The sequence below is a fragment of the Georgenia yuyongxinii genome (assembly GCF_006352065.1).
Classification (GTDB): domain Bacteria; phylum Actinomycetota; class Actinomycetes; order Actinomycetales; family Actinomycetaceae; genus Georgenia; species Georgenia yuyongxinii.
Genome location: NZ_CP040915.1, coordinates 277,837 through 302,522, shown reverse-complemented (window position 1 = coordinate 302,522; position 24,686 = coordinate 277,837). Strand labels below are relative to the sequence as shown.

Genomic DNA, 24,686 nt, shown 5'->3' with positions numbered 1-24,686 from the left:
CCGGTGAGCGGCGGCAGGATCGACGCGGACCCGCCCACCGCCACCGGTGGGCGCCGCCACCCAGGAGGACACCATGGCTCGCACCGTCGCCGACCACCTCGTCGACCAGCTCGTCGCCGCCGGCGTCGAGCGCGTGTACGGCATCGTCGGGGACTCGCTCAACCCCGTGGTCGACGCGGTGCGCCGCACCGACGGCATCGACTGGGTCCACGTACGCCACGAGGAGGCGGCCGCCTTCGCCGCTGCCGGGGAGGCGGGGGTCACCGGCCGGCTGACGGCGTGCGCCGGCTCGTGCGGGCCGGGCAACCTCCACCTCATCAACGGCCTGTACGACGCGAACCGCTCCGGCCTGCCCGTGCTCGCCATCGCCTCCCACATCCCCAGCGCGGAGGTAGGCACCACCTTCTTCCAGGAGACCCACCCCGACCGGCTCTTCACCGAGGCGTCCGTCTACTCCGAGCTGATCTCCTCGCCTCTGCAGGTGCCGCGGGTGACCCGGACCGCCATCCAGCACGCCGTCGCCACCCCGGGGGTCGCCGTGCTCACCCTGCCGGGCGACGTCGCCGACGCGGAGATCCATGACGACGGCGCCCCCATCCTCATCCCGGGCGCGTGCCCCGCCCGGCTCGTGCCGAACGAGGCGGACGTCGCCGCCCTGGCCGAGGCGATCAACGCCGCCACGAAGGTCACCTTGTTCGTCGGGGCCGGGGCGCGGGGCGCGCACGACGCCGTCCTGCAGCTGGCCGACGTCGCCGCGGCCCCGGTGGGGCACTCCCTGCGCGGCAAGGAGGTCATCCAGTACGACAACCCGTTCGACGTCGGCATGTCCGGGCTGCTGGGCTACGGCGCCTGCCAGGAGGCCATGGAGTCCGCCGACCTCCTGGTGCTGGTGGGCACCGACTTCCCCTACACGAGCTTCCTGCCCGCCGGGGTGCGCACCGCGCAGATCGACAACGACGCACGACACCTGGGCCGGCGCACCCGGCTGGACCTGCCGGTGCACGGCGACGTCGCCGAGACGATGCGCCTGCTCATTCCCCTGGTCCAGCGCAAGAAGCACCGCAAGTTCCTCGACTCGATGGTGAAGAAGCACGACGACCTGATGGGCAAGGTGGTGGGCGCCTACACCCGCAACGTGGAGAAGACCGTCCCGATCCATCCCGAGTACGCGGCCGTCGTGCTCGACGAGGCAGCCGCCGACGACGCCGTGTTCACCGTGGACACCGGCATGAACAACGTCTGGGCCGCCCGGTACCTCACCCCCAACGGACGACGCCGGGTGGTCGGCTCGTTCCTGCACGGCTCCATGGCCAACGCGCTGCCCCACGCCATCGGCGCCGCGTTCGCCGACCCCGACCGCCAGGTGGTGGCGCTCGCCGGCGACGGCGGGCTGTCGATGCTGCTCGGCGAGCTCATCACGCTGCGCCACTACGACCTCCCGGTCAAGGTCGTGGTGTTCAACAACGCCTCCCTGGGCATGGTCAAGCTCGAGATGCTTGTCGAGGGCCTGCCCCCGCACGCCACCGACTCCCCGCCGGTGGACTTCCGGGCGGTCGCCCTGGCCCTGGGCATCCCGGCGGTGCGGGTGGAGAACCCGCGCGACCTGCGCAAAGCCCTGACCGACGGCCTCGCCCGCCGCGGGCCCGCCCTGATCGACGTCGTCACCGACCCCAACGCGCTGTCCATCCCGCCGTCGATCACCGCCGGGCAGATCCGCGGCTTCGCGACGGCGATGACCAAACAGATCCTGGGCGGCGGCATGGGGGAGGTCATGTCGATGGCCCGGTCGAACCTGCGCAACGTGCCGCGCCCCTGAGCCAGCTCGGCTCGTCGGACACACCATGGACACTCTTTGCCTGTGGCACTGTGGTCTGCGACACTCCCGCAACGTCGGTGTAACCCCACCGAAACACGAACCTGATGCCATGTGTTGGCGCTACGTTGCGCTGATCGCCCCCTTGGAGGCCACGATGTCCGCACGCCAGATCCGTCTCGCCGCCGTCGCCACGGGCGCGGCCCTCCTGCTGGCCGCGTGCGGTGCCGGGAGCGACGGCGGGGACGCCGAGACCACCGGCGGCAGCGAGCCGGCTGCCGGGGGCGACTTCGACCTCATCCAGGACGGCGCGCTCACCGCGTGCTCGGAGGTGCCCTACGTGCCCTTCGAGTTCGAGGACGCCGATGCGCCGTCGGGCTACTCCGGGTTCGACATCGACCTGCTGCAGGCCATCGCGGACAACCTCGGGCTCGAGCTCGTCGTCGCGGACGTCAGCTTCGACGCGCTCCAGTCGGGGACGACCCTCGTGGCCGGCCAGTGCGACATCGGCGCCTCGGCCATCACCATCACCGACGCGCGTAAGGCGAACATCGACTTCACCGACGGGTACTACGACTCGCTGCAGTCCCTGCTGGTGCCCGCCGACTCCGACATCACCGGCATCGCCGACCTCGCCGGCCGCACCGTCGCCGTCCAGCAGGGCACCACCGGGAAGGCCTACGCCGAGGAGAACGCCCCCGAGGCGAAGCTGGTCGACTACCCCGGCGACGGCGAGATGTGGCCGGCCCTGCAGGCCGGGCAGGTCGAGGCGATCCTCCAGGACTGGCCGGTGAACCGCGAGCACGAGGTCGCCGACCCCAACTACAAGATCGTCGAGCAGTTCGAGACCGACGAGCAGTACGGCTTCGCCTTCGCCAAGGGCGAGAAGACCGCGCTGCGGGAGGCCGTCAACGCCGAGCTGCAGACCCTGCGCGACGACGGCACCTACGACGAGATCTACAGCTCCTACTTCACCGCTGACGGCTCCTGACCGGATCGCCATGCGAAAGACCACGAAGCGCCGGCTGTCCCGGGGCGTCAACTACGCGATATTCGCCGCCGTGGTGGTCTTCGTCCTCGTGGCGGCGGACTGGGAGCGCATCGGCAACCAGTTCTTCCGCCTGGACATCGCCCGTGACCAGCTGCCCGAGATCATCACGATCGCGCTGAAGAACACGCTGCTCTTCACGGCGATCTCGTTCGTCGGCGGCCTGGTGCTCGCCGTCGTCATGGCTCTGCTCAAGCTCTCGACGGTGGCCCCGTACCGGTGGTTCGCCACCGCGTACATCGAGTTCTTCCGCGGGGTCCCCGCGCTGCTGACGATCTTCGCGATGGCGTACATGCTGCCCATCGCGTTCGGGATCAAGGTGCCGGGCGGCCAGGTGGGGGCCGGCCTGGTGGGCCTCATCCTCGTGGCCTCGGCCTACATGGCCGAGGTCATCCGGGCCGGCATCCAGGCCGTGCCCAAGGGGCAGGCGGAGGCGGCTCGCTCGCTGGGTATGTCCGAGGGACGCACGATGTTCTGGGTGATCCTGCCCCAGGGTTTCCGGATCATCATCCCGCCGATGACCAACGAGTTCGTCCTGCTGCTCAAGGACACCTCGCTGCTGTTCATCGCCGGCTCCACCGTGTTCACCAAGGAGCTGACCACGTTCGCCCGGGACGGCCTGACGACCACCGCCAACGGCACCCCGCTGATCATGGCGGCGATGCTCTACCTGCTGGTGACCATCCCGCTGACCCGGCTGGTGGCCTGGCTCGAACGGAAGATGGCGAGGGCCCGATGAGCGCACCGAGCACCCCGGAGCCGATCCCGGGCACCCCCCTCCCGGCACCGGGCAGCACCGACGCGGCACCGAGCGCGGCACGCCCGAGCACCCCTGCGTCGAGCACCCCTGCGTCGAGCACCTCAGCGGGAAACACCGCACCCGCCGGCACCCAGCCAGCGACGTCGGGCATCGCCCACCCGGCGGCGGGGGTGGCCGCCATCGACATCACCGACCTGCACAAGTCCTTCGGCGACAACGAGGTGCTCCAGGGCATCAACCTGACCGTGCGACCGGGCGAGGTGGTCTGCATCGTGGGCCCGTCGGGGTCGGGCAAGTCCACCCTGCTGCGCTCGGTGAACCTCCTCGAGGAACCCACCAGCGGGTCCATCCGCATCGAGGGCGTCGACATCCTCGACCCCGAGGTCGAGGTGGACCGGATCCGGACCCGTATCGGGATGGTCTTCCAGCAGTTCAACCTGTTTCCGCACATGAGCGTGCTGGGCAACCTCACCCTGGCCCAGCGGCGGGTGCTCGGGCGGTCACGCACCGAGGCGGAGCAGGTGGCCCGCCAGCAGCTCGACCGCGTGGGCCTGAGCGACAAGGTCGAGGCCTACCCGGCCCACCTCTCCGGCGGGCAGCAGCAGCGCGTGGCGATCGCCCGTGCGCTGGCGATGAACCCGGACATGATGCTCTTCGACGAGCCGACGTCTGCGCTGGACCCGGAGCTCGTGGGCGAGGTGCTCGACGTGATGCAGCGCCTCGCCTCGTCCGGCATGACGATGATGGTGGTGACCCACGAGATGGGCTTCGCCCGGGAGGTCGGCGACCGCCTGATCTTCATGGACGCAGGCGTCATCGTCGAGGAGGGCGAGCCGCGCGAGGTGCTCAGCAACCCGCGGCACACCCGAACGCAGGCCTTCCTGTCGAAGGTGCTCTGAGCCCGGCCGCGTCACCGGCCCCGGCCCCACTCCGCCCGCCCGCCCGCCCGCCGGGGTGTCGTGCCCGCCGCCCGCCGCTAGGTTGGTGCCCTCCGGGTCGCCCCGGAAAGACCGCGGACGACGGCGAACCGACAGGCGGAACGATGGCGAAGCACAGCCCGAAGCACCTGCCGATCATGGGCGTAGCGGGTTCTGGAAACACCACCGTCGCCGGGCTGCTCGCCGATCGGCTCGGCTGGGTGCGGGCCGAGGCCGACGAGTTCCACAGCACGGCCAACGTCGAGAAGATGGCCTCCGGCACGCCGCTGACCGACGAGGACCGCTGGCCCTGGCTACGCGCCATCCGCGCCTACCGTGACATCCTCGCCGGGCCGGACCAGGACGTCAGCTTCGTGCACCTGACCGGCTCGGCCGAGCTCATCGCCGAGCGGATGAGCGGGCGCACCGGTCACTTCATGCCGCCGTCGCTGCTGCCCTCGCGGCTCAGCACGCTCGAGGCGCTCGAACCGCACGAGAACGGCATCGAGGTCGGCATCGCCGGTGCTCCGGAGCAGATCACCGACGGGGTCCTCAGCCGGCTCCACCTGCCAGGCTGACGACGCCGCAGGCCAGGCTGCCACGTCGTGCTGCGTGGCGTCAGGCCGGCGCCAGCGGCGGCGTGAAGCTCACGTCCCGCAGCTCGTGCCAGACCTCCATGACGACGGCGCGGGCATGGTGCTCGGCCCGGTCCTCGTCACCGGCCGCGACGGCATGTGCCACCGCCTCGTGGTGGTCGAGCGAGACGGGCACCGGGTTGGCGGGGGTCAGGCGCAGGTGCGTGCGGCCGATCAGCACCGCCGCGATGATGTCCTGGAGCGCGGCCAGCATGTCGTTGCCGCTCGCCTCGATAAGCAGAGTGTGGAACGCGACGTCCGCCTCGAGGTACTCCGCGTCGGCGCCGCGGCCGTCCTCGCCCAGGCGCCGCAACGTGGCGGCGAGCTCGACGAGGCGTTCGCCCACCTCAGGGGCGCCCTTACGGGCGGCCAGGCGTGCCGCCGTCGGCTCGATGGCGAGGCGGATCTCGGTCAGGCGGTGCAGCTGGTCGTCGCGCTGCGGCCCGGTCAGGCGCCAGGAGACCAGCTGCGGGTCAAGCACGCTCCAGTCCTCGACCGGCCGCACCCGCACCCCCACGCGCCGACGGGACTCGACCATGCCGAGCGACTCCAGCACCCGCACCGCCTCCCGGACGACAGTGCGTGACACGCCGTGCTCCTCCGCGAGCGTGGACAGCGTCACCACGCTGCCGGGCGGGCACACGCCGTGCGCGATGTCCCGCCCCAGCCGGTCGAGCACGTCGCTGTGCAGCACCGGTGCACGCTCACCCACCCGTCGCACGCGTCGATCCTCTCCCCGAGCCGTCTGGTTCGGCTGAGAGTAGCGTCCCTGGTCAACACCCGTTCCCCTGTCCACCTGGCGGGGCCGGCACGACCGCCGGCCGACCCGATCCGATCCTGGTTCCCCCGCCGCGCACGCGGGGACCGCCGCCGACGAGGACGTCGACGTACCTCCCGGCCGGCAGTTCGCACGACACCACGGAGGCAGCTGTGGAAGCACTGGAAGGCTGGACCCAGACGCTCGGCGCGGGCGCGCTCCTCGGCATCGCCGCCGCCGCCATCGCCCTGATCCTGATCCTCGTCATCGTCTTCAAGATGCACGCGTTCCTCACGCTCGTGCTCGTCTCGCTGCTCACGGCCTTCGCCACGGGTATCCCGGTCGCCGCCATCGTGCCCACCCTGGTCACGAGCTTCGGGACCACGCTGGGGTCGGTCGCGCTGCTGATCGGGCTGGGCGCGATGCTCGGCAAGATGGTCGAGCACAGCGGCGGGGCGAGGGTGCTCGCCGAGAAGATGGTCGACGTCTTCGGCGAGAAGCGGGCACCGCTGGGCCTCGGTCTCGCGTCGTTGATCATGGGTTTCCCGATCTTCTTCGACGCGGGCCTCGTGGTGATGCTGCCGATCATCTTCGCCGTCGCGCGGCGCCTCGGGAACAACGTGCTGCTCTTCGGCATGCCGGCCGCCGCTGCCTTCTCCGTGATGCACGTCTTCGTGCCCCCGCACCCGGGCCCGGTCGCCGCGACCGAGCTCTACGGCGCGAACATCGGCCTCGTCCTGCTCATCGGCGTCATCATGGCGTTCCCGCTCTGGTACCTCACCGGTTACCTCTGGGGCACCTACGTCGGCCGTCGCTACATCCTTCCCGTGCCCGCCCTGTTCGGGACCGTGGACGAGGACCGCCAGGTGAACCCGCCCGGGGTCGGCACGGTCATCGCCATCCTGCTCCTGCCGCTGTTGCTGATCTTCCTCAACACCGGCCTCGACTTCCTCGACACGGCCGGCGTCGTGGACGGCGACGCCACCTGGGTCCAGGTGCTCTCCACGCTCGGCACCGCCCCGGTGGCCCTGCTCATCTCCGTGCTCGTGGCGATCTTCGTGCTCGGCAGCCGCCGCGGCGAGCACGGCACCGCCCTGGAGAAGGTCGTCGACTCCGCGCTCGGCCCGGTCTGCTCGGTCATCCTCATCACCGGCGCGGGCGGCATGTTCGGCGGGGTGCTGCGGACCTCGGGCATCGGCGACGCACTGTCGGACTCGTTGGCCGACATCGGTCTGCCCGTCATCGTCGCCGCGTACGTCATCGCCGTCGTGCTTCGCGTGGCGCAGGGCTCGGCGACCGTCGCCCTGGTCACCGCCGCCGGGCTCATGGCACCGGCCGTTGCCGCCGGCGACTACAGCGTGATCCAGATCGTCGCGATCACGTTGGCCACTGCCGCCGGCTCGGTCTTCGCCAGCCACGTCAACGACTCCGGGTTCTGGCTGGTGGGCCGACTCATGGGTATGGACGTGAAGACCACCCTGAAGACCTGGACCGTCCAGCAGACCCTCGAGTCGATCGTCGGTTTCCTGTTCACCCTGGTCATCTTCTGGATCGGCTGACGACCCAGGCCGGGCAGCCCAGGCCGAGCGGCCCAGCCCGTATCTGCGAAGGAGCGACATGACCAACGTCTTCGACATCACGGGCCGGCTGGCCCTCGTCACGGGCTCCTCGCGCGGCCTGGGCAACGCCCTGGCCACCGGCCTGGCCGCGGCCGGCGCACGCGTCGTCCTCCACGGCCGCGACACGGAGGTCCTCGCACGCGCCGCCGACAACATCACGCTGGTCACCGGCACCGCCCCGGCCGGGAGCGTCACCTTCGACGTCACCGACCACGCGGCCGTGCACGACGGCGTCGCCGCCCTGGTGGCCGGGCACGGGGTGCCCGACATCCTGGTCAACAACGCCGGCATCCAGCGCCGTGCCCCGTTCAACGACTTCGACGTCAAGGACTGGGACGACATCGTCGCCGCCAACCTCTCCAGCGCGTTCTACGTCTCCCAGCAGGTCACGCGCAGCATGGCCGAACGTGGCTCCGGGAAGGTGATCAACATCGGGTCGGTGCAGTCCATGCTGGCCCGCCAGACCATCGCGCCGTACTCGGCGAGCAAGGGTGGCCTCGTCATGCTCACCAAGGGCATGGCCGCCGACCTCGCCCGCTTCAACATCCAGGTCAACGCCATCTCCCCCGGCTACTTCGCCACCGAGATGAACAAGGCCCTCGTCGAGGACGAGACCTTCAACGCCTGGGTGGTGAACCGCACCCCCGCGCAGCGGTGGGGCAAGTTCGAGGAGCTCGTCGGGACGCTGGTCTACCTGGCTTCCGACGCCTCCAGCTTCGTCTCGGGGCAGAACATCTTCGTCGACGGCGGCATGACCTCCGTCGTCTGACGCCGTCCCGCCGTGCCTACCTCCACGCGGCACCGAGAAGGAGATCCCGATGAAGGCGATCGTCATCAAGGGCAAGCTCGACCTGCAGGAGGTCGAGCTCCCCACCCCCGAACCGGGCGCGGGCCAGGTCCGCCTGCGCATGGCGTTCGGCGGCATCTGCGGCTCCGACCTGCACTACTACAACGAGGGCGCCAACGGCGAGTACGTGGTGCGCGAGCCGCTCGTCCCCGGCCACGAGGTCTCCGGCACCGTCGACCTCGACCCCTCCGGCGAGCTCGCCCCCGGCACCCCGGTGACCGTCCACCCCGCCACGTTCGGCACGCCCGAGGCCGGCATCGAGGACCGTCGCCACCTCTGGCCCGGCGGTGCCTACCTCGGCAGCGCCTCGACCTGGCCGCACACCCAGGGCGGCATGAGCGAGTACCTCCTGGTCAGCAAGGAGATGGTCAGGGTGCTGCCCGCCGGCCTGACGCTGCGCCGCGCCGCGCTTGCGGAGCCGCTCGCCGTCGGCCTGCACGGCATCCGGGTCGCCGGCGGCGTCGCGGGCAAGAGGGTGCTGGTCTCCGGGTCCGGCCCCATCGGCCTGCTCGCCGCCGCCGGCGCCCTCACCGACGGTGCCGCTGAGGTGGTCGCCACCGACGTCCTCTCCGGCCCGCTCGAGCGGGCCCGGGCCCTCGGCGTGCACGGCACGGTCCAGGTCGGCGTCGAGGAGATCCCGGCAATGGCGTTCGACATCGTGCTGGAGTGCTCGGGCGCCCCCGCCGCGATCAGCCCGGCCCTCGTCGGTGGTCGCCGCGCCGGCATCGTGGTCCAGGTCGGCATGGTGCCGAACGAGCCGCGGCCCGTCAACCTCGCCCCGCTCGTCTCGAAGGAGCTGCAGCTGCGGGGGTCCTTCCGCTTCGACGACGAGATCGACGAGGCCGTACAGATGCTCCGGGCCAACCCGTCGATCGAGCAGGTCATCACGCACACCCTGTCAGCCGACCGGGCCTTGGAGGCCTTCGCGGCCGCCAAGGACTCCGAGACCTCCGGCAAGGTGGTCATCTCCCTGTGGCAGGAGGACGACGGCGCCACCGCCTGACACCCGACGCCCGGCTCCCACGCCGGCGCGGTCCGGCGCGACGTGGTGATGAGAGGAGACGACATGGATGTCCTGAGGCGGCTGGGGGCCGCCCGGCTGGTTCCCATCGTCGTCCTGGACGATCCCGCGCAGGCCGACCCGCTGGCCGCGGCACTGGTCGCCGGCGGCCTGCCCGTGGCCGAGGTGACGTTCCGAACCGCCGCAGCCGAGGAGACGATCCGCGCGATGGCGGGCCGCGGCGACGTCCTCGTGGGTGCCGGCACAGTGCTGACGGCCGCGCAGGTTGACCGGGCCGTCGCGGCCGGAGCCACCTACGTCGTCTCCCCGGGTCTCAGCCGCGCCGTGGTCGAGAGGTGCGCGGAGCACGGGGTGCTGGTGCTGCCGGGCGCGGTCACCGCCACCGAGGTCATGGCGGCGCTCGAGCTGGGGCTGAGCACGCTGAAGTTCTTCCCGGCGGAGGCCTCCGGCGGTGCGGCGGCCATCAGGGCGTTAGCCGCACCGTTCGCGCAGGTCCGGTTCATTCCCACCGGCGGCGTGAGCCCGCGGAACCTCGCCGACTACCTGGCTCTGCCCTCGGTGGTGGCCGTCGGCGGTTCCTGGATGGTCCCGGACCACCTGGTGACCTCGGGTGACTTCGCCGGCGTCACCCGCCTGACCTCCGAGGCGGTCGCACGCGCCGCGGCGTCGCCGGTGCCCACTGCCTGAACACGATCGCAGAGCCCTCATGTCGTGGCCACGTGGCGCGCACACCCCTCCCGAGGTGGTGTGCATCGGGGAGACCATGGCGATGGTCACCACGTCCGACGCCAGCCCAGTGGCGACCGGCCGGACGTTCACGATGTCGGCGGGTGGTGCGGAGTCCAACGTCGCCCAGCACCTCGCCGGCCTGGGCATCGCCACGGCGTGGGCGTCCGCCGTGGGGAACGACCCGCTGGGGCGGCGGGTGGTCACCCAGCTGGAGTCGCACGGTGTGGACGCCAGGTGGGTCCGTCGCGATCCCGAGGCCCCCACGGGTCTGTACGTCAAGGATCCGGCGGGCGGCGTGTACTACTACAGGAAGGGTTCGGCCGCCTCCCGCATGCGGGCGTCGGACATCCCCGACTGGCCTGTCGCCGGAGCGCGGCTCGTCCACCTCACCGGGATCACCTCCGCCCTCTCGCCGAGCTGTCGCGCGCTCGTGCCCGCCGTTATCGACACCGCGCGGAGCAACGCGGCGCTGGTCTCCTTCGACGTCAACCACCGCCCGGCGCTCTGGCCCGCGGAGGAGGCTGCCACCGTTCTACGGCCGTTGGCCGCGAGTGCGGACGTCGTCCTCGTCGGCAGGGACGAGGCCGAGCGCCTGTGGGGCACCCCGACCGCGGAGGAGATCGCGGGCCTGTTCCCCGAGGCCCGGTACGTCGTGGTCAAGGACGGGGCCAAGGAGGCTGTGGAGTTCCACCGACGCGACCGCGACGTGCTCGTCACCAGGGTCCCGGCCCGCCGCGTGGCCGTCGTCGAGCCGGTCGGCGCCGGTGACGCCTTCGCAGGCGGCTACCTGGGCGCCTTGCTGCGCGGCGACAGCCCGGCCGACCGCCTCGCCATGGGCCACTCCGTCGCCGCGTGGGTGCTCGGGTCGCCCGACGACTTCCGCCCCGGGCACGGACCACGCGTGCGTGACGCGGAGTAGACGCCGGCGCTCTACACCATCAGGTAGACGGCGGCGACGACGGTCAGCGTGAGGATGAGCCGGTCGAACACCTTCTGCGAGATCCGCCGGGCAAGGCGCCGCCCGAGGAGCGTGCCGAGCAGCAGTGCGGGCACGAGCAGGAGGTCCAGCAGCAGCGACTCCGCCGTGATCAGCCCGAGGCCCACCGAGAAGGGCACCTTGGCGAGGTTCACCGCGAAGAAGAACCACGCGGCCGTCCCGAGGAACGTCAGGACGGGCAGCCGTGAGGCGAGGAAGTACAGCGACATGACCGGGCCGCCCGCGTTGGCGACCATGGTCGTGAAGCCGCCCAGCACGCCGTAGGCCGCCGCCCGGGCCCGGCGAGGCCCCGCCGGGTCACTGCCCCCCTGCCCCGGGTCGGCCACCTCGACCCGGCGCCGGACGGCGACCGCACGCTGGACGAGCGTCAGAGCGATGAGCACCAGGAGGACCGCGCCGATCACCCGGCGCACGACGGCGTCGTCGGCGACGGCCAGGAACGCCGTCCCGGCAAGGACCCCGACCAGCACGGTGGGAACGAGCCGCCGAAGGATCACGAGATCCGCGTGCGAGCGGTAGGACCACACCGCGAACAGGTCGCCGACGATGAGCAGTGCGAGCAGGGCGCCGGTGGACTCCCTCGCGGGCAGCACCGTCGCGAACAGCGCCACGGTGATCGTGCCGACGCCGGGCAGTGCGGTCTTGCCCACGCCGACCAGGAAGGCCGCGACGGCGAGCACCACCCAGGCGATCGTCGAGAGCGTCAGCACCTGGTCAGGGTCGCACGAGCAGGATGCGCTGCCACGACCCGGTCGCCGGCCGGGACGCGGCCCGCTCGGGCGCCCAGGCGTAGCGTGCGAGTCGACGGGACGATCGAGAAGGGGCGAGCGTGGAAGAGACCGACGCTGCGCCGCACGTCGCACCCTCCCAGGTGCGGCGCACGGTGCTGCTGGTCGCCGGGCTGAACCTGGCCTACTTCTTCGTGGAGGCGGGCGTCGCGCTGGCCATCGGGTCGGTCTCGCTCTTCGCCGACAGCGTGGACTTCCTGGAGGACACGGCGGTCAACCTGCTGATCTTCCTCGCGCTGGGCTGGTCGTTGTCCTGGCGGGCGCGCGCCGGCCATGTCATGGCCGGGATCATCCTCGTGCCCGCGCTGGCCGCCGCGTGGCAGGCGTTCGCCAAGCTCTCCGCTCCCACGGCGCCCGACCCGCGTGCCCTCGTCCTCACGGCAGGGGGCGCCGTCGTCGTGAACCTGGTGTGCACGCTGATCCTCGCGCGGGTGCGTCACCACGGCGGGTCGATGACTCACGCCGCGTGGCTCGCCGCTCGCAACGACGTCGTCGTCAACCTGGCCATCATCGCGATGGGGATGCTCACCGCCTGGCTGGGGACGGGATGGCCGGACATCGTCCTCGGCCTGGTCATCGTGGTGGTCAACGTCTCGGCCGCCAAGGAGGTCTGGGAGCTTGCCACCGAGGAGCGGCTGGCCGCCCGTGCACTCGCCGGCGAGGAGATCGGCGAGGAGATCGGCTGACGGACCGTAGCCGTCGGACTGCGCCACCGAGGTCCAGCGGTCCCGGCGGCGCCAGCATCTGCGCGTCGCTCCGTCGACCGGTTCCTGCCTGCAACACTCCGAGGACGGGTACACCGGCCTCGTGTCACTGCGGGCTTCGCTCCGTGATGGCGAGATCGAGAGCGAGCGCGGCCGTCCAGGAGAAGTCACGCGTGCCGTGCGGCTCGCCGGTGATCGGGTCGACGTACTCGGGGAAGCCGTGACGCACCGCGAGCGTGACGAGCTGCCTGGCGATGGAGTCGGCCAAAGGGCCCTCGAGGTGCTCGCGCAGCCCGGCGACGAGCATCCAGTTCATGTTGAACCACGCCGGTCCCCGCCAGTACAGGGCGGTGTCCGCGTCCGGGGCGCGCAGGTCGTAGCTGGGCACCAGCAGGGCCCCGCCGCCGAGGAAGCCGGGCCCGCGCATGGTGTCCACCAGCTCCGCCGCGTGCGGCAGGCCCGGCAGGACGAGCGGCACCAGCCCGTTGACGGTCGCCTTGCGGACCAGGGTGTCCCGCACCACGTCGTGCGCGCCGTAGATTCCCAGCTCGGGCAGGAAGAGCCCTTCCAGTGCCGCGGCGATGCGGGCGGCCCGGGCGCGGTGCGGTGCGTCGTCACGCCCGAGCTCGGTGGCGATCTCCGCGAGCGCCAGCTCGGAGACGGCCCACAGCGCGTTGAAGCACGGGTCCTCCATGGCGAAGGGGTGGTCCTCGTCCGTGTCGTCGCACCCGTGGTCCCGGTAGCGCTCGGCGAGCCAGAAGTACCGCGCGTACTCCTTCCGGCCCGGCCGCTCCGCCGCGTCGGCATGCGCCAGGTCGGGACGGGTGACCTGCCAGGCGGGAGTGTCCGGCACCGCGGCGAGCGCCTCGTCCCACAGCGGGGAGTTGTCGGTGCCGGACTCCCACGGGTGCACGACGGCCGCCAGCCCGGCGCCGCGGTGGTCGCGGCGCGCCGCCAGGTAGCCGTGCCAGGCGACCAGCCGGGGGTAGACCCCCTTGAGGAAGCGACGCTCGCGGGAGAGCGTGGGGTCGGCCCGGTGCACCAGCAGGGCGGCCCAGGCGTGGTTGGGCGGCTGGATCAGCCCCGCCGTCGGACGTTCCGGTGCCCCCGCGATGGTCCGCGAGCGCCAGAAGGAGTCGCCGGGGGCGTAGTCGTCGTCGCGGTCGAGGTCGAAGACGATCTGCGGCAGGCGCCCATCCGCCCACTGCGCGGCCAGCAACGACTCGAGCTCGCGCTGCGCCCGCTGGGGGGCGACGTGCCTCAGCCCGACCGCGATGAACCCGGAGTCCCAGCTCCACTGGTGGGGGTACAGGCCGGTGGCCGGCACCGTGTGGTCGCCGGTCCAGTTCTCCTCCAGCAAGGCCGCCGCCGCACTGCGGATCTCCTCCGCGCCCGGCCGCTCGTCGTCGTCCACAGCACCTCCCGCAGCGTCGTCCACAGCACCTCCCGCAGCGTCGTCCACAGCACCTCCCGCAGCGTCGCTCACAGCACCTCCCGCAGCAGCGCGGCCGCCCGCGGCAGCACCTGGTGCGCCGGCCCGCTGAGCCTCGACTCGACGGCGACGTCGCCGGCGTACCCGATCTCGGTCAGGACGCCCAGCACCCCCGCGAGGTCCAGGTGCCCCGCACCGGGCTCGAGCCGGTTGGAGTCCGACGCCTGCACGTGCCCCAGGTCCGGGCCCGCCGCCCGCAGCGCCCCGGGAAGGTCGGCCTCCTCGATGCTCATGTGGAAGGTGTCGGCAGTGAGCCGCAGTCCCGGGGAGCCGACCGCCCTGATCAGCGCCGACCCCTGCTCGAGGCGGTTGACCATGTGGTCCTCGTAGCGGTTGAGCGGCTCGAGGTAGACGCACACGCCGAGCGCGGTGGCGTGGGCGGCGGCGCGGCCGAGGGTGTCGACCAGCACGGCGGAGTCCTCCGCCGCGGTGCGGGGCGGGACGAAGGGCGGCAGCCGGGTGGAGAACATGCCCCACGAGGCGGGCGTGGTCACACCGGTGCCGCCGAGCTCGGCGATCACGTCGAGCTGGGCGCACAGCTGGACGACGGCGTCCTCCCGGCGGGCGGCGTCGAAGTCGCCCACGAAGTGGTCGGTCTCGGGGCACACCGTGGGCATGACGACGCCGCGGGCGGCCGCCCAGCGCAGCTCCGGCAGGCGGGCGACGAACGCCCCGTCCCCCCGGGCGCGCAGCTCGATCCCGTCGTAGCCCCACGCCGTCGCCGCCGCCCACTTCTCCTCGAGGGTGGCGCCGGGGAGGTGCTGCTCCTGCACGCAGAGCCTCACGACGCCTCCAGGATGACCTGCAGGGCGTCGGCCCCGCCGCCGTCGAGCATGGCGTAGGCCTCCGCCGCCCGGGCCAGCGGATAGCGGTGGGTCACCATGGACACCACGTCCGGCTCGCCGCGGAGCAGCAGCTCGACCACCGTGCGCTGCAGCCGCGGCACGTCCCACCGCGAGCGCAGCACCGAGGGCACCGAGCCGATCTGCGAGGCGACGATCTGCACCCGGTTGTGGTGGAACTCCTCCCCCAGCCGCAGCGCCTCGTCCTGACCCTGGTAGAAGCCGGCGGCGACCACGACACCGTCCAGCCCCACGGTCCGCGTGGCGGCCTGCAGTCCCGCGTAGGAGCCGGAGATCTCCACGGCCGAGTCCACCCCCGCGCCGCCGGTCAGCTCGCGCACCTGGCGCGGCAGGTCCGGCCCGGGCTGAAGGACGTGGTGGGCGCCCATCCGCACGGCCATCTCGCGGCGCCGGGGAATCTGCTCGACGGCGATCACGGTGGCGCCGGTCAGCACCGCGTACCGGGTGGCGAGAAGGCCCACGACGCCCTGCCCGATCACGCACACGGTGAACCCGATCGTGGAGTGGGCGGCGAGGACGGCGTTGAGCGCGATCGCGCCGACCCGCACGAAGCACCCGAGGACCGGGTCCACGCCCGCGGGGAGCCGGTGCCCGCGCAGCTCCACGGCGTCGACGACGCCCTCGGTGCGGTGGCCCCAGATGCCCCAGACCAGATCGCCGACGGCGACGTCACCCGGCTGCGGCATGGTCAGCCGCTCGGCCATCTCCACGATCTCGCCGACCTCGGAGTAGCCCCAGCCCTCCAGCGGGTACCCGGCGGAGGGGTCCTCGCGGTGCTGGAACAGCCGCAGCTGCGGGTCCCACACGGAGGTGAGGTAGGGGCTGGTGCCCCGGTACGCCGTCATCTCGGTGCCGGCGGAGATGCCCGAGGCGATGGTGCGGATCCGTACCTGACCGGGCTGCAGCACCGCGGAGGGCACGGGCACGACCTCGACCACGCGCGGGGCCGTGAAGCGCACCACCTCTGGCACCTCGGCAGCCTCTTTCCCCTCAGTCCGTGTCCACACCGCCGGTCGGGACCATGACCGGCGGGTGCGCGCGGCGACGAAGAGCACGACGACCGGCACACGGGGGAAGGACGCGCTCCCCGTCGCAGGCCGCCCGCCGCCAGGTTACGGTGTGGCGTATCTCACGACAACGGTAGCGATTCCGGCGTCCACGCAGTCCGGGGCAGGGAGCGAGGACGCTCGTGACGGACCACGGCACAGCCGGCAGGCCGGTCTCGGTCGGGCTGGTCGGCGCGGGTCGGTGGGCACGCCTCACCCACGGGCCGATGCACGCCCCGCCCGGCCCCACCCGGCTCGCCGGCGTCTGGGCACGGCGTCGGGCGGCCGCGGACGAGCTGGCCGCCGAGCTCGGCGTGCCGGCGTTCCGGCAGGTCGAGGACCTCCTCGAGGTCTGTGAGGCGGTCGACTTCGCCGTGCCTCCCGCCGTGCAGGGCGACCTTGCGCCGCTCGCCGCCCGCGCCGGGAAGTCACTGCTGCTGGAGAAGCCGCTGGCCGCCACGCTGGCGCAGGCGCGGGAGGTGGCCGACACCGTCGCCGAGTCCGGCGTGGCCAGCGTCGTCGCGCTGACCCGCCGCTATCACGCCGGCACGCGCGACTTCCTCCGGGCGGCCGCCGGCCTGCGCACCCAGGGCGGGCCGGCCGGCGGGCAGGCGCTCTACCTGCACGGCGGGTACCTCCCGGGCGGGTTCCTCGACGGCGCCGCGGCGACCACCTGGCGCGGCGGGCCGGCCGGCATGCTGCTGGACATCGGCCCCCACCTGCTGGACCTGGTGCAGGAGGCCCTCGGCCGGATCCGCGAGGTGCGCGCCGTGGGCGACCCGGCCACACACCTGGCGGTCACGACCAGGCACGAGGGCGGCGCCGTCGGGCAGTCGTTCCTGTCCGGGCTGGTCGCCGTGGACCCGGCGCGGACCCGCGTGGAGGTCTACGCCGGCGTCGGGGAGGTCCGGTGGGACACCGCCGGCCTGGACCCCGCCGAGCCGTGGGCCCGGATGCGTGCCGAGCTCGCCGCCGCCGTGCGCGACGGCGCCCCGGTCACCGCCGACGCCGCTCACGGACTGCGTCTGCAGGCCGTGCTGGAGGCCGTGCGGCGCGCCGCCGAGGGCGGCGGCTGGGTGAGCGTGCCGGCGACAGGCGGCTGAGTCCGCCGGGGTGTCCGACACTGGCCGCGTGCGCGACGTCGAGCAGATCACCGATGTGGTCGCCGACCACGGCGAGGGGCCGGTGTGGTCGACGGGGTGGGGCGGGCTGCGGTTCGTCGACATGCTCGCCGGCGCGGTCCTCACCCTCAGGCCGGACGGCACGGTCGACCGGCTCGACGTCGGACGCGTGGCGGCGTTCGTCCGGCCGCGGCGCGCCGGCGGGTACGTCGTCGCCACGGAGCACGGTCTGGGCCTGGCCGGCTCGGCCGACGCGGTGCCGGACCGGTCGGTCGACATCTCGCGCACGCCGGGCGAGCGTATGAACGAGGGGGCGGCGGCCCCGGACGGCAGCCTCTACGTCGGCTCGACCACCTGGGACCAGGCCCCGGAGCGAGGCCACCTCTACCGCGTCACCCCGGACCTGCAGGTACAGACCGTCCTCGCCGACGTCACCATCTCCAACGGGCTCGACTTCTCCCCGGGTCTCGACCACGCCTACTACGTCGACAGCGGCGCGGGACGGATGGACACCTTCGACGTCGTCGGCGGCGCGCTGACGAGGCGGCGCCCCCTCGTCACGCTGTCCCGGGACATCGGCGACCTCGACGGCCTGACCGTGGACAGCGAGGGCACGATCTGGGTGGCCGTGTACGGGGCCGGAGCAGTCCACCGCTACTCCCCCGCCGGGAGGCTCCTCGAGGTGGTCGAGGTCCCGGTGCCGCACGTCACCGCGTGCACGTTCGGCGGTCCCGACCTGCGGCAGCTCTACATCACCACCTCGAGAGGAGGTGCCGGGGAGCACGCGCCGCCCGGCGCCGGAGCGCTGTTCGTCACCAGATCGGACGTCCCGGGCCTGCCCGTGCGGGCGTTCGCCGGCTGAGGCCGGAAGACGAGGTCGACGACGGCGCGGGTCGTCCCGATGACCGCGGCGTCCTGGCGTCCTGGCCGAGTGCGCCGAGTGCGACTTAGCGCTACCGTCGCCGCACAGGAACGACACGGCCAACGGCGGTCCACGATCCGTCCCACGCCCCGGCGCGCACGTTCACGTGCGAGGGCCCGCGGGCCGCCCCAAGCAGGGGCGCACGCGCCCTGGCGAGGAGATCGTGATGGACCGGAGAAGGATCTGGACCGCCCTGGCCGCCACGACGAGCGTGACGCTTCTCGCCGCCTGCAGCGGCGGCGGGGACGGTGGCGGCGAGGAGACGTCCGGCTCGACGGGCGGTGGATCCATCACGGTCTGGACGACGGACACGCTGCCCGACCGCGTCGCCGCGACAGAGGACATCATCGCCAAGTTCACCGAGGCCACGGGCATCGAGGTCGAGCTCGTCGGCGTGCCCGAGGACCAGTTCAACCAGGTGCTGACCTCCTCCGCCGCGGCCGGCGACCTGCCGGACGTCATCGGCTCGATCTCGCTGGCGCAGACCCGCACCCTGGCGGCCAACGAGCTCGCCAACAACGACGCGCACGCCGCCGTGATCGACGAGCTGGGCGAGGACACGTTCGTGCCGCGAGCCCTCGAGCTCACGCGCGACGGCGATCAGCAGCTGTCGGTGCCGTCGGACTTCTGGGCCCAGCTCCTCTTCTACCGCACCGACCTGTTCGAGGCGGCCGGGCTGGACGCCCCGGAGACCTACGACGACATCCTCGCCGCCGCCGAGGCCCTGAACACCCCTGAGGTGGTGGGCTTCGTCGGCGCGAACAAGCCCGGTGAGGCGTTCACCCAGCAGACCTTCGAGCACGTGGCTCTCGGCAACGGGTGCGAGATGGTGGACGAGTCGGGCGAGATCACCATCGCCAGCGACGTGTGCGTCGGGGCCTTCGAGTTCTACGGCGACCTCCTCAACAACTACTCGGTGCAGGGCGGACAGGACGTCGACACCGTCCGCGCCTCGTACTTCGCCGGCCAGGCCGCGATGTTCATCTGGTCGACGTTCGTCCTCGACGAGATGGCCGGGCTGCGCAACGACGCCATGCCGAGCTGCCCGCAGTGCGCGGACGACCCCGCCTTCCTCGCGAAGAACACCGGTGTCGTTCCCGCCATCCTCGGGCCGGACGGCGACGAGCCGGCCCAGTTCGGCGAGATCACCAACTGGGTCATCACGGCCACCGCCGACGCCGACCCGTCCCAGCAGTTCGTCACCTACATGATGAGCGACGGCTACGTCGACTGGACCGCGATCGCCCCCGAGGGCAAGGTCCCCGTGCGTCTGGGCACGCAGGACAACCCCACGGAGTTCGCCGACACCTGGGCCACCCTGCCCGTGGGCGTCGACACCAAGGCACCGCTGTCCGACTTCTACAGCGAGGACGTGCTCGAACCGCTGCAGGCGGGGCCCGAGAACATGCAGCGCTGGGCCATCACCCAGGGCCAGGGCGACCTGATCGGTGCGGCAGCCGGCGAGCAGCCGGTCGCCGCCGCCGTCAGCGAGGTCACCACCGGCGGGGCGGACCCGCAGCAGGCGGCCGAGGATGCCGCCGCGGCGCTCCAGTCGATCCAGGACTCCCTGGGGTGAGCGGCTCCAGCGGGCTTGGTACCGGGGTGGCGCCCGGTATGACGGCCAGGACCCGCCGCTCACGCCGGTCCCCGTCGCAGCGGGCCGAGGGCCGGGCGGGGCTGACGCTCATCTCCCCGACCCTCGTCATCGTCCTGGTCATGGTCGTCCTGCCGATCCTGTGGACGATCGTGCTCGCCTTCCAGGACCTGCGGCTGATCAATATCCAGACGGCCGGCCTCGTCGGCAACTTCACGCTGTCGAACATCACCGAGGTCATCCTCTCCCCGGGGTTCCTGCAGGCCCTGGTGACGACGCTCATCTACTCCGTGTGCGGCACGGCGCTCGCGATCGGCGCCGGCCTCGTCGCGGCGCTGGCGCTGCGCCGGCCCTTCCCGGGCCGCAGCCTCGTCCGCGCCGCGGTCCTGCTGCCCTACGTCGCCCCCATCGTCGCGGCGACCTTCGCCTGGACGACGATGCTCAACCCCCAGTTCGGGGTGGTCAACTACTGGGGCACCCGGCTGCTCGGCTGGGACGAGCCGATCGCGTTCCTCAGCCAGCGGGACCTGGACGTGACGTTCCTGGGCTGGGAGCTCACCCTCCCCATCGCCCTGGTCAGCGTGATCGTCTTCGAGGGCTGGCGGTCCTTCCCCTTCGCCTTCCTCTTCATCACCGCCCGGCTGCAGGCCGTCGACGCCACGCTGGAGGAGGCGGCCATGGTCGACGGCGCCACGCCGAGCCAGCGGTTCCGGTACATCATCTTTCCCCAGCTGCTGCCGATCATCGCGATGCTCTCGGTCCTGCGGTTCATCTGGACCTTCAACAGCTTCGACGACATCTACCTGCTCACGGGCGGCGGGGCGGGGACCGAGGTCGTCGCAGTGCGGGTGTTCAACTTCCTCACCGCCCGCGGGGACATCGGGGCGGCGGCCGCCCAGGCGCTCGTGCTCGCCCTCATCCTCGCGGTCCTGGTGAGCATCTACCTGCGGGTGTTCACGCGGGGCGGGAAGGAGCTGTGATGGCCGCCGTCGACGTCGAGGCACGTCCACGCCGGGCCCCCGACGCCCCGCCCCGGCGGTTCAGCCGCGACCGGGTGGAGACGGTCGGGTTCGGCGTGCTGCGCTGGCTCATCATCGCCGGCATCGTCGTGGTGACGATCTTCCCGTTCTACTACATGATCCTGCTCTCCTTCCGCCCGCTGGACGCGGTGCTGCAGGACCCCGGGGCGCTGTGGGTCGGGCTGGACGAGGTCACCTTCGACAGCTACGAGGCCGTCCTGACACCGCAGTCGCAGGGCGGGCAGGGCTTCGTCAGGTTCATGGCCAACAGCGCGCTGGTGGCCGTCGGCACCGTGTTCGCCACCCTGGCCATCGCGCTGCCCGGCGCCTACGCCGTGAGCCGGCTGGAGTTCTTCGGCCGCCGCAAGATCGGGGCGCTGTTCCTCAGCGTCTACCTCTTCCCGAGCATCCTGCTGGCGATCCCGCTGTTCATCATCTTCACGCGGCTGGGGCTGCGCGGGGAGCTCCTCGGGCTGCTGTTCGTCTACATCGCCCAGGTCGTCCCGGTCACGATCTACATGCTGCGCAACTACTTCGACACCATCCCGGTGAGCCTGGAGGAGGCCGCCGCGATCGACGGGTGCACCCGGCTGGGCGTCATGTGGCGGATCAGCCTGCCGCTGGCGATGCCCGGCATCGTCTCCAACGGCCTGTACATCTTCATGATCGCGTGGAACGAGTTCCTGTTCGCGCTGCTCTTCCTCATCGAGCGCCGGGACAACTGGACCGTCTCACTCGGCCTGTCCCAGCTCGCGGGCAGCATCGAGATCCCGACGACCGTCCTCATGGCGGGCTCGGTCATCCTCACGCTGCCGATCGTCATCGGCTTCTTCGCCACGCAGCGGCTGCTCACGGAGGGGCTCACCGCCGGGGCCGAGAAGGGCTGAGGCGCGATGGCGCACGCAGCGAGGGGCGCCGACGCCGTCGAGAACGACGCCGAGGGTCTGCGTCGCCGCGTCGCCGCACTGCTCGAGGCCCACTGGGACGAGGCGCGCGGCTACTCGGTGCCCAACCCGTCGATCTACCCCCACCTGTGGCTGTGGGACTCCTGCTTCCACGCGATCGTGTGGGCGGCGCTGGACGACCCACGGGCGCTGCGTGAGCTCGAGGCCACCCTGGACGGGCAGCTGGCCTCGGGCCTCGTCCCGCACATGCGCTACGGGGACGCGGGCCCCGACACCTGGCTCGGCCCGCTGGAGCGCACCTCGTCGTTGACCCAGCCGCCCATGTACGGCCACGCCGCACGGGTGCTCGCCGACCGTGGGTCGCGCCCCGCCGACGAGCTGCTCACCCGGGCCGTTCGAGGGCTCGACTGGCTGTGGGAGCGGCGGCGCACCGAGCTCGGGCTCGTCTACGTCGTCCACCCCTGGGAGGCGGGCAACGACCACGCCCCGCGCTGGGACGACTGGGGCGCACCCGGACGCACGCGCGCCGACTACGACCGGGCGGCGCGCACGGCATGGAACAAGGCCCGCATGCACGACGTCACGTTCGCGGCCGACGGTTCCGCGGAGTGGTCGTCGAGCTTCGTCGCCTGCCCGGCCGGCTTCAACGCCTACGTGGCGTTCAACCTCGCCGAGCTCGCCGAGCTGCTCGACGACGCCGTGCTCGCCGGACGCGCCGCCGCCCTGGCCGAGGCGATCGACGAGCACCTGTGGGACGAGGAGGAGCAGCTCTGGGCGGACCTGGCGGTCGTCGGCGGCGGCGCCTCCGCCCGCAGCCCGACGAGCGAGGGGGTCATGCCCGCACTCGTCACGACCGACCGTGCCCGGGCCCTCGCCGCGCTGCGCCAGCTCGACGACCCCGACCGGTTCGGCGCCCCCTTCGGGCCGGCGAACGTCACCCGCACCCACCCCGCGTACGACCCGGACATGTACTGGCGCGGACCGGCCTGGCCGCCGCTGAGCTACCTGTTCTGGGTGGCCTTCGCCCGTCTCGGCCTGCACGACGCCGCGGCGGGGCTGCGGGCCCGGACGATCCGCGCGGCCTGGCGCAGCGGCTTCGCCGAGTACTGGAACCCCGAGGACGGCCGTGGCCTGGGCGCCGTCCCGCAGACGTGGGCGGGCCTGGTCCTGGCGATGGGGGCGTGACGGCTCAGCTCACCACGCCCACGACCACCTGCGCCAGGTAAGCGTGGCCCCGATCGTTCGGGTGGACGGTGTCCTCGGCGAGCATCGTGGCCGGGTCCCAGCTCGACGGCGCCGCCACGAGCGCACCAGCGGCCGCGGCCGCCGTCCGCAGGACGTCGTTGTACGCGTCGAGGAGCTCGTCCGACCCCCGGTCGTAGGGTTCGTGCCGGGTGTAGTCGACGAGCCGGGGCTGCTCGATGATCGCCACCGCGGCGTCCGGGCTCGCATCGCCGAAGGCGCCGAGGACCGTGGCGAGCGCGGCGGCATACTCGCCCAGCGCAGCGGGGGCGGCGCCGTGGAGCCGGGCGTCGTTCAAGCCGGTCATGAGCAGGTACGCGTCGGCGCGCGGCACGGCGGCGGCCGCGACGAGGGCGGCGGTGTCCGTGCTGAGGCTGCCTCCGACGCCCCGGTTGAGGACCGTGGCACCCAGGGCACGCCCGGCGGTGGCCACCAGGCAGCGGTCCGGCCGGGACGCGCCGTCGCCCGCGATCCACGAGTGCCCGTAGGCGGCGAGGACGGGCACGGGAGCCTCCGGGACGGCGGGCGCTGGCGGTCCCAGCCTACGGCCGCCCCTGCCCGCCACGGCCGGGGGGTCAGGAGGGCTGGTCCAGCGCCGCGGGCCGGCCCTCGGCCTCGTGGTCCGCGTAGTCGGTGTTCGGCAGGAGCGGGTACCAGCCGGGCCGGCCCGGGTCCCGGTCGTACGGGTAGGGACCGAGCTCGCGGAAAAGCTCCGCGTACTCGGCGACCTTGTCCCGGTCCAGCTCGACGCCGAGACCGGGCGCCTCCGGGACGGCGATCGACCCGCCGGCGTAGGGCAGCTTCCCGCCGACGACGACGTCGTCCAGCAGGTGGTGGTAGTGGGCGTCGGCGGCGAAGGCGAGGTTCGGGACCACCGCCCCCAGGTGGAGCATGGTCGCCAGCTGGATGCCCAGCTCGCCCGAGGAGTGCACGGCGATGCCGAGCTGGAACGTCTCGGCCACCCCGGCGGCCTTCACGCAGGGACGGATGCCGCCCCAGAAGGTCGTGTCGAGGAGGACGACGTCGACGGCCGGCTGGAGGACGTTCGCGGCCAGCTGCTCAAAGTTGACGACGACGGTGTTGGTCGCCGTCGGGATCGTCGTGTTCTCCCGAAGCCGGCGCATCCCGTTGAGCCCGTAGCACGGGTCCTCGATGTAGTCGTTGTCGAGGTCCTCGATCGCCCGCGCGAACCGGATGGCGCCCTCGACGCTGAGCACCCCGTTGGGGTCGTACCGGAACCGGTCGCCGGGCAGCGCCTCGGCAAGGGCGCGGTAGCACGCGAGCTCGTAGTCGGGGTCGAAGACCCCGCCCTTGAGCTTGTGGACGCGGAAGCCGTGCGCGCTCTTCAGCTCGCGGGCATGTTCGACCAGCTGCTCGGGGGTGCGTACCTCCCCCGTGCCGTCGGCGGCGGGGTAGCGGAAGAAGAGGTAGCTGGCGAACTCGACCCGGTCGCGCACGGCGCCACCGAGGAGGGCGTGGACCGGCAGCCCGGTGTGGCGGCCGAGGATGTCGAGGCACGCGAACTCGATCGCCGCGAGCAGCTGGGTGCGGTTGTTGTACAGGCTCGCCGTCGGGTTGGCGATCATGAACCGCAGCGCCTCCAGGCGGGCCGGGTCGTGCCCGAGGAGGTACGGCTTCAGGCCGGCGATCGCAGCCTCCGCGCTCTCGCCGCCGCCGCCCATCTCGCCGAGCCCGACGATCCCGTCGGCCGTCTCGACCTCGACGATCGTGCGCACGAACCGGCCCCAGTGGCTGCCGTTGCTGTGTCGCAGCGGCGCCTGGAGGGGCACGGTGACGGTGGTCGCCCGCACGTCGGCGATCCGGAGGGGGCTTCCAGGTATCGGCAT

General features: G+C 72.4%; 24 protein-coding genes. 17 read left to right on the top strand and 7 right to left on the bottom strand.

Annotated features, from left to right (window positions below):
- Window positions 1–73: 73 nt before the first annotated feature.
- The 5 genes from FE374_RS01310 to FE374_RS01290 all read left to right on the top strand — a co-directional run bounded on the left by FE374_RS01310 (window position 74) and on the right by FE374_RS01290 (window position 5,116).
- A complete protein-coding gene (locus FE374_RS01310) occupies window positions 74–1,816 on the top strand; it encodes a pyruvate dehydrogenase (protein WP_139926889.1) in 1,743 nt (580 codons plus the stop codon).
- Between the two features lie 154 nt (window positions 1,817–1,970).
- Window positions 1,971–2,804 carry an ABC transporter substrate-binding protein gene (locus tag FE374_RS01305; protein WP_139926888.1) on the top strand — a complete coding sequence of 278 codons (834 nt, stop codon included), beginning with the start codon at window positions 1,971–1,973 and terminating at the stop codon, window positions 2,802–2,804.
- Window positions 2,805–2,814: 10 nt separating this feature from the next.
- A complete protein-coding gene (locus tag FE374_RS01300) occupies window positions 2,815–3,600 on the top strand; it encodes an amino acid ABC transporter permease (protein ID WP_168205536.1) in 786 nt (261 codons plus the stop codon).
- Between the two features lie 170 nt (window positions 3,601–3,770).
- Window positions 3,771–4,520 carry an amino acid ABC transporter ATP-binding protein gene (locus tag FE374_RS01295; protein WP_456319107.1) on the top strand — a complete coding sequence of 250 codons (750 nt, stop codon included), beginning with the start codon at window positions 3,771–3,773 and terminating at the stop codon, window positions 4,518–4,520.
- A gap of 143 nt (window positions 4,521–4,663) precedes the next feature.
- Entirely contained in the window at window positions 4,664–5,116 is a 453-nt protein-coding gene (locus FE374_RS01290) for a gluconokinase (protein WP_139926885.1), read from the top strand.
- Between the two features lie 40 nt (window positions 5,117–5,156).
- On the opposite strand, the gene FE374_RS01285 is transcribed toward FE374_RS01290, so the two are convergent.
- Complete coding sequence (locus FE374_RS01285; protein ID WP_139926884.1) at window positions 5,157–5,894, bottom strand: FadR/GntR family transcriptional regulator; 738 nt, start codon at window positions 5,892–5,894, stop codon at window positions 5,157–5,159.
- A gap of 218 nt (window positions 5,895–6,112) precedes the next feature.
- Between FE374_RS01285 and FE374_RS01280 the strand changes: the two genes are divergently transcribed.
- From FE374_RS01280 to FE374_RS01260, 5 genes are all read left to right on the top strand, one after another.
- Complete coding sequence (locus tag FE374_RS01280) at window positions 6,113–7,489, top strand: GntP family permease (RefSeq protein WP_139931205.1); 1,377 nt, start codon at window positions 6,113–6,115, stop codon at window positions 7,487–7,489.
- A gap of 58 nt (window positions 7,490–7,547) precedes the next feature.
- Window positions 7,548–8,318, top strand: a complete 771-nt coding sequence (locus FE374_RS01275; RefSeq protein WP_139926883.1) for an SDR family oxidoreductase — start codon at window positions 7,548–7,550, stop codon at window positions 8,316–8,318.
- A 49-nt stretch (window positions 8,319–8,367) separates the two neighbouring features.
- A complete protein-coding gene (locus tag FE374_RS01270) occupies window positions 8,368–9,399 on the top strand; it encodes an L-idonate 5-dehydrogenase (protein ID WP_139926882.1) in 1,032 nt (343 codons plus the stop codon).
- 63 nt (window positions 9,400–9,462) lie between these two features.
- Entirely contained in the window at window positions 9,463–10,104 is a 642-nt protein-coding gene (gene eda / locus FE374_RS01265) for a bifunctional 4-hydroxy-2-oxoglutarate aldolase/2-dehydro-3-deoxy-phosphogluconate aldolase (protein ID WP_139926881.1), read from the top strand.
- Between the two features lie 19 nt (window positions 10,105–10,123).
- Window positions 10,124–11,065, top strand: coding sequence for a sugar kinase (locus tag FE374_RS01260; RefSeq protein WP_139926880.1), 942 nt, complete (start codon window positions 10,124–10,126; stop codon window positions 11,063–11,065).
- An 11-nt stretch (window positions 11,066–11,076) separates the two neighbouring features.
- Here FE374_RS01260 and FE374_RS01255 read toward each other — a convergent pair whose 3' ends face one another.
- A complete protein-coding gene (locus tag FE374_RS01255; protein ID WP_139926879.1) occupies window positions 11,077–11,853 on the bottom strand; it encodes a sulfite exporter TauE/SafE family protein in 777 nt (258 codons plus the stop codon).
- A 119-nt stretch (window positions 11,854–11,972) separates the two neighbouring features.
- Between FE374_RS01255 and FE374_RS01250 the strand changes: the two genes are divergently transcribed.
- The gene (locus FE374_RS01250; protein WP_139926878.1) at window positions 11,973–12,617 is read left to right on the top strand and encodes a cation transporter; all 645 of its coding nucleotides are present in this window, start codon (window positions 11,973–11,975) and stop codon (window positions 12,615–12,617) included.
- 124 nt (window positions 12,618–12,741) lie between these two features.
- Here FE374_RS01250 and FE374_RS01245 read toward each other — a convergent pair whose 3' ends face one another.
- From FE374_RS01245 to FE374_RS01235, 3 genes are all read right to left on the bottom strand, one after another.
- Window positions 12,742–14,049 (bottom strand): MGH1-like glycoside hydrolase domain-containing protein, encoded by a 1,308-nt coding sequence (locus FE374_RS01245; protein ID WP_223173612.1) that lies wholly within the window; start codon window positions 14,047–14,049, stop codon window positions 12,742–12,744.
- Window positions 14,050–14,117: 68 nt separating this feature from the next.
- A complete protein-coding gene (locus FE374_RS01240) occupies window positions 14,118–14,912 on the bottom strand; it encodes a sugar phosphate isomerase/epimerase family protein (protein ID WP_139926877.1) in 795 nt (264 codons plus the stop codon).
- Window positions 14,909–15,961 carry a zinc-dependent alcohol dehydrogenase gene (locus tag FE374_RS01235; RefSeq protein ID WP_139926876.1) on the bottom strand — a complete coding sequence of 351 codons (1,053 nt, stop codon included), beginning with the start codon at window positions 15,959–15,961 and terminating at the stop codon, window positions 14,909–14,911. Before FE374_RS01235 ends, FE374_RS01240 begins: the two co-directional genes overlap by 4 nt.
- 218 nt (window positions 15,962–16,179) lie before the next feature.
- Between FE374_RS01235 and FE374_RS01230 the strand changes: the two genes are divergently transcribed.
- The 6 genes from FE374_RS01230 to FE374_RS01205 all read left to right on the top strand — a co-directional run bounded on the left by FE374_RS01230 (window position 16,180) and on the right by FE374_RS01205 (window position 22,782).
- Window positions 16,180–17,139, top strand: a complete 960-nt coding sequence (locus FE374_RS01230) for a Gfo/Idh/MocA family protein (RefSeq protein WP_139926875.1) — start codon at window positions 16,180–16,182, stop codon at window positions 17,137–17,139.
- 28 nt (window positions 17,140–17,167) lie between these two features.
- On the top strand, window positions 17,168–18,019 hold the full coding sequence (locus FE374_RS01225) for an SMP-30/gluconolactonase/LRE family protein (protein WP_139926874.1): 852 nt from the start codon (window positions 17,168–17,170) through the stop codon (window positions 18,017–18,019).
- A gap of 226 nt (window positions 18,020–18,245) precedes the next feature.
- Window positions 18,246–19,655 (top strand): ABC transporter substrate-binding protein, encoded by a 1,410-nt coding sequence (locus FE374_RS01220; RefSeq protein WP_139926873.1) that lies wholly within the window; start codon window positions 18,246–18,248, stop codon window positions 19,653–19,655.
- Between the two features lie 38 nt (window positions 19,656–19,693).
- Window positions 19,694–20,653, top strand: a complete 960-nt coding sequence (locus FE374_RS01215; protein WP_139926872.1) for a carbohydrate ABC transporter permease — start codon at window positions 19,694–19,696, stop codon at window positions 20,651–20,653.
- On the top strand, window positions 20,653–21,579 hold the full coding sequence (locus FE374_RS01210; protein WP_139926871.1) for a carbohydrate ABC transporter permease: 927 nt from the start codon (window positions 20,653–20,655) through the stop codon (window positions 21,577–21,579). The genes FE374_RS01215 and FE374_RS01210 overlap by 1 nt, the downstream gene beginning before the upstream one ends.
- A gap of 6 nt (window positions 21,580–21,585) precedes the next feature.
- Window positions 21,586–22,782 carry an MGH1-like glycoside hydrolase domain-containing protein gene (locus FE374_RS01205; RefSeq protein ID WP_139926870.1) on the top strand — a complete coding sequence of 399 codons (1,197 nt, stop codon included), beginning with the start codon at window positions 21,586–21,588 and terminating at the stop codon, window positions 22,780–22,782.
- Between the two features lie 4 nt (window positions 22,783–22,786).
- Here the strand turns inward: FE374_RS01205 and FE374_RS01200 are convergent, their stop codons facing one another.
- Window positions 22,787–23,344 carry an SGNH/GDSL hydrolase family protein gene (locus FE374_RS01200; RefSeq protein ID WP_168205535.1) on the bottom strand — a complete coding sequence of 186 codons (558 nt, stop codon included), beginning with the start codon at window positions 23,342–23,344 and terminating at the stop codon, window positions 22,787–22,789.
- A gap of 70 nt (window positions 23,345–23,414) precedes the next feature.
- Window positions 23,415–24,686, bottom strand: a complete 1,272-nt coding sequence (locus FE374_RS01195) for an enolase C-terminal domain-like protein (protein WP_139926868.1) — start codon at window positions 24,684–24,686, stop codon at window positions 23,415–23,417.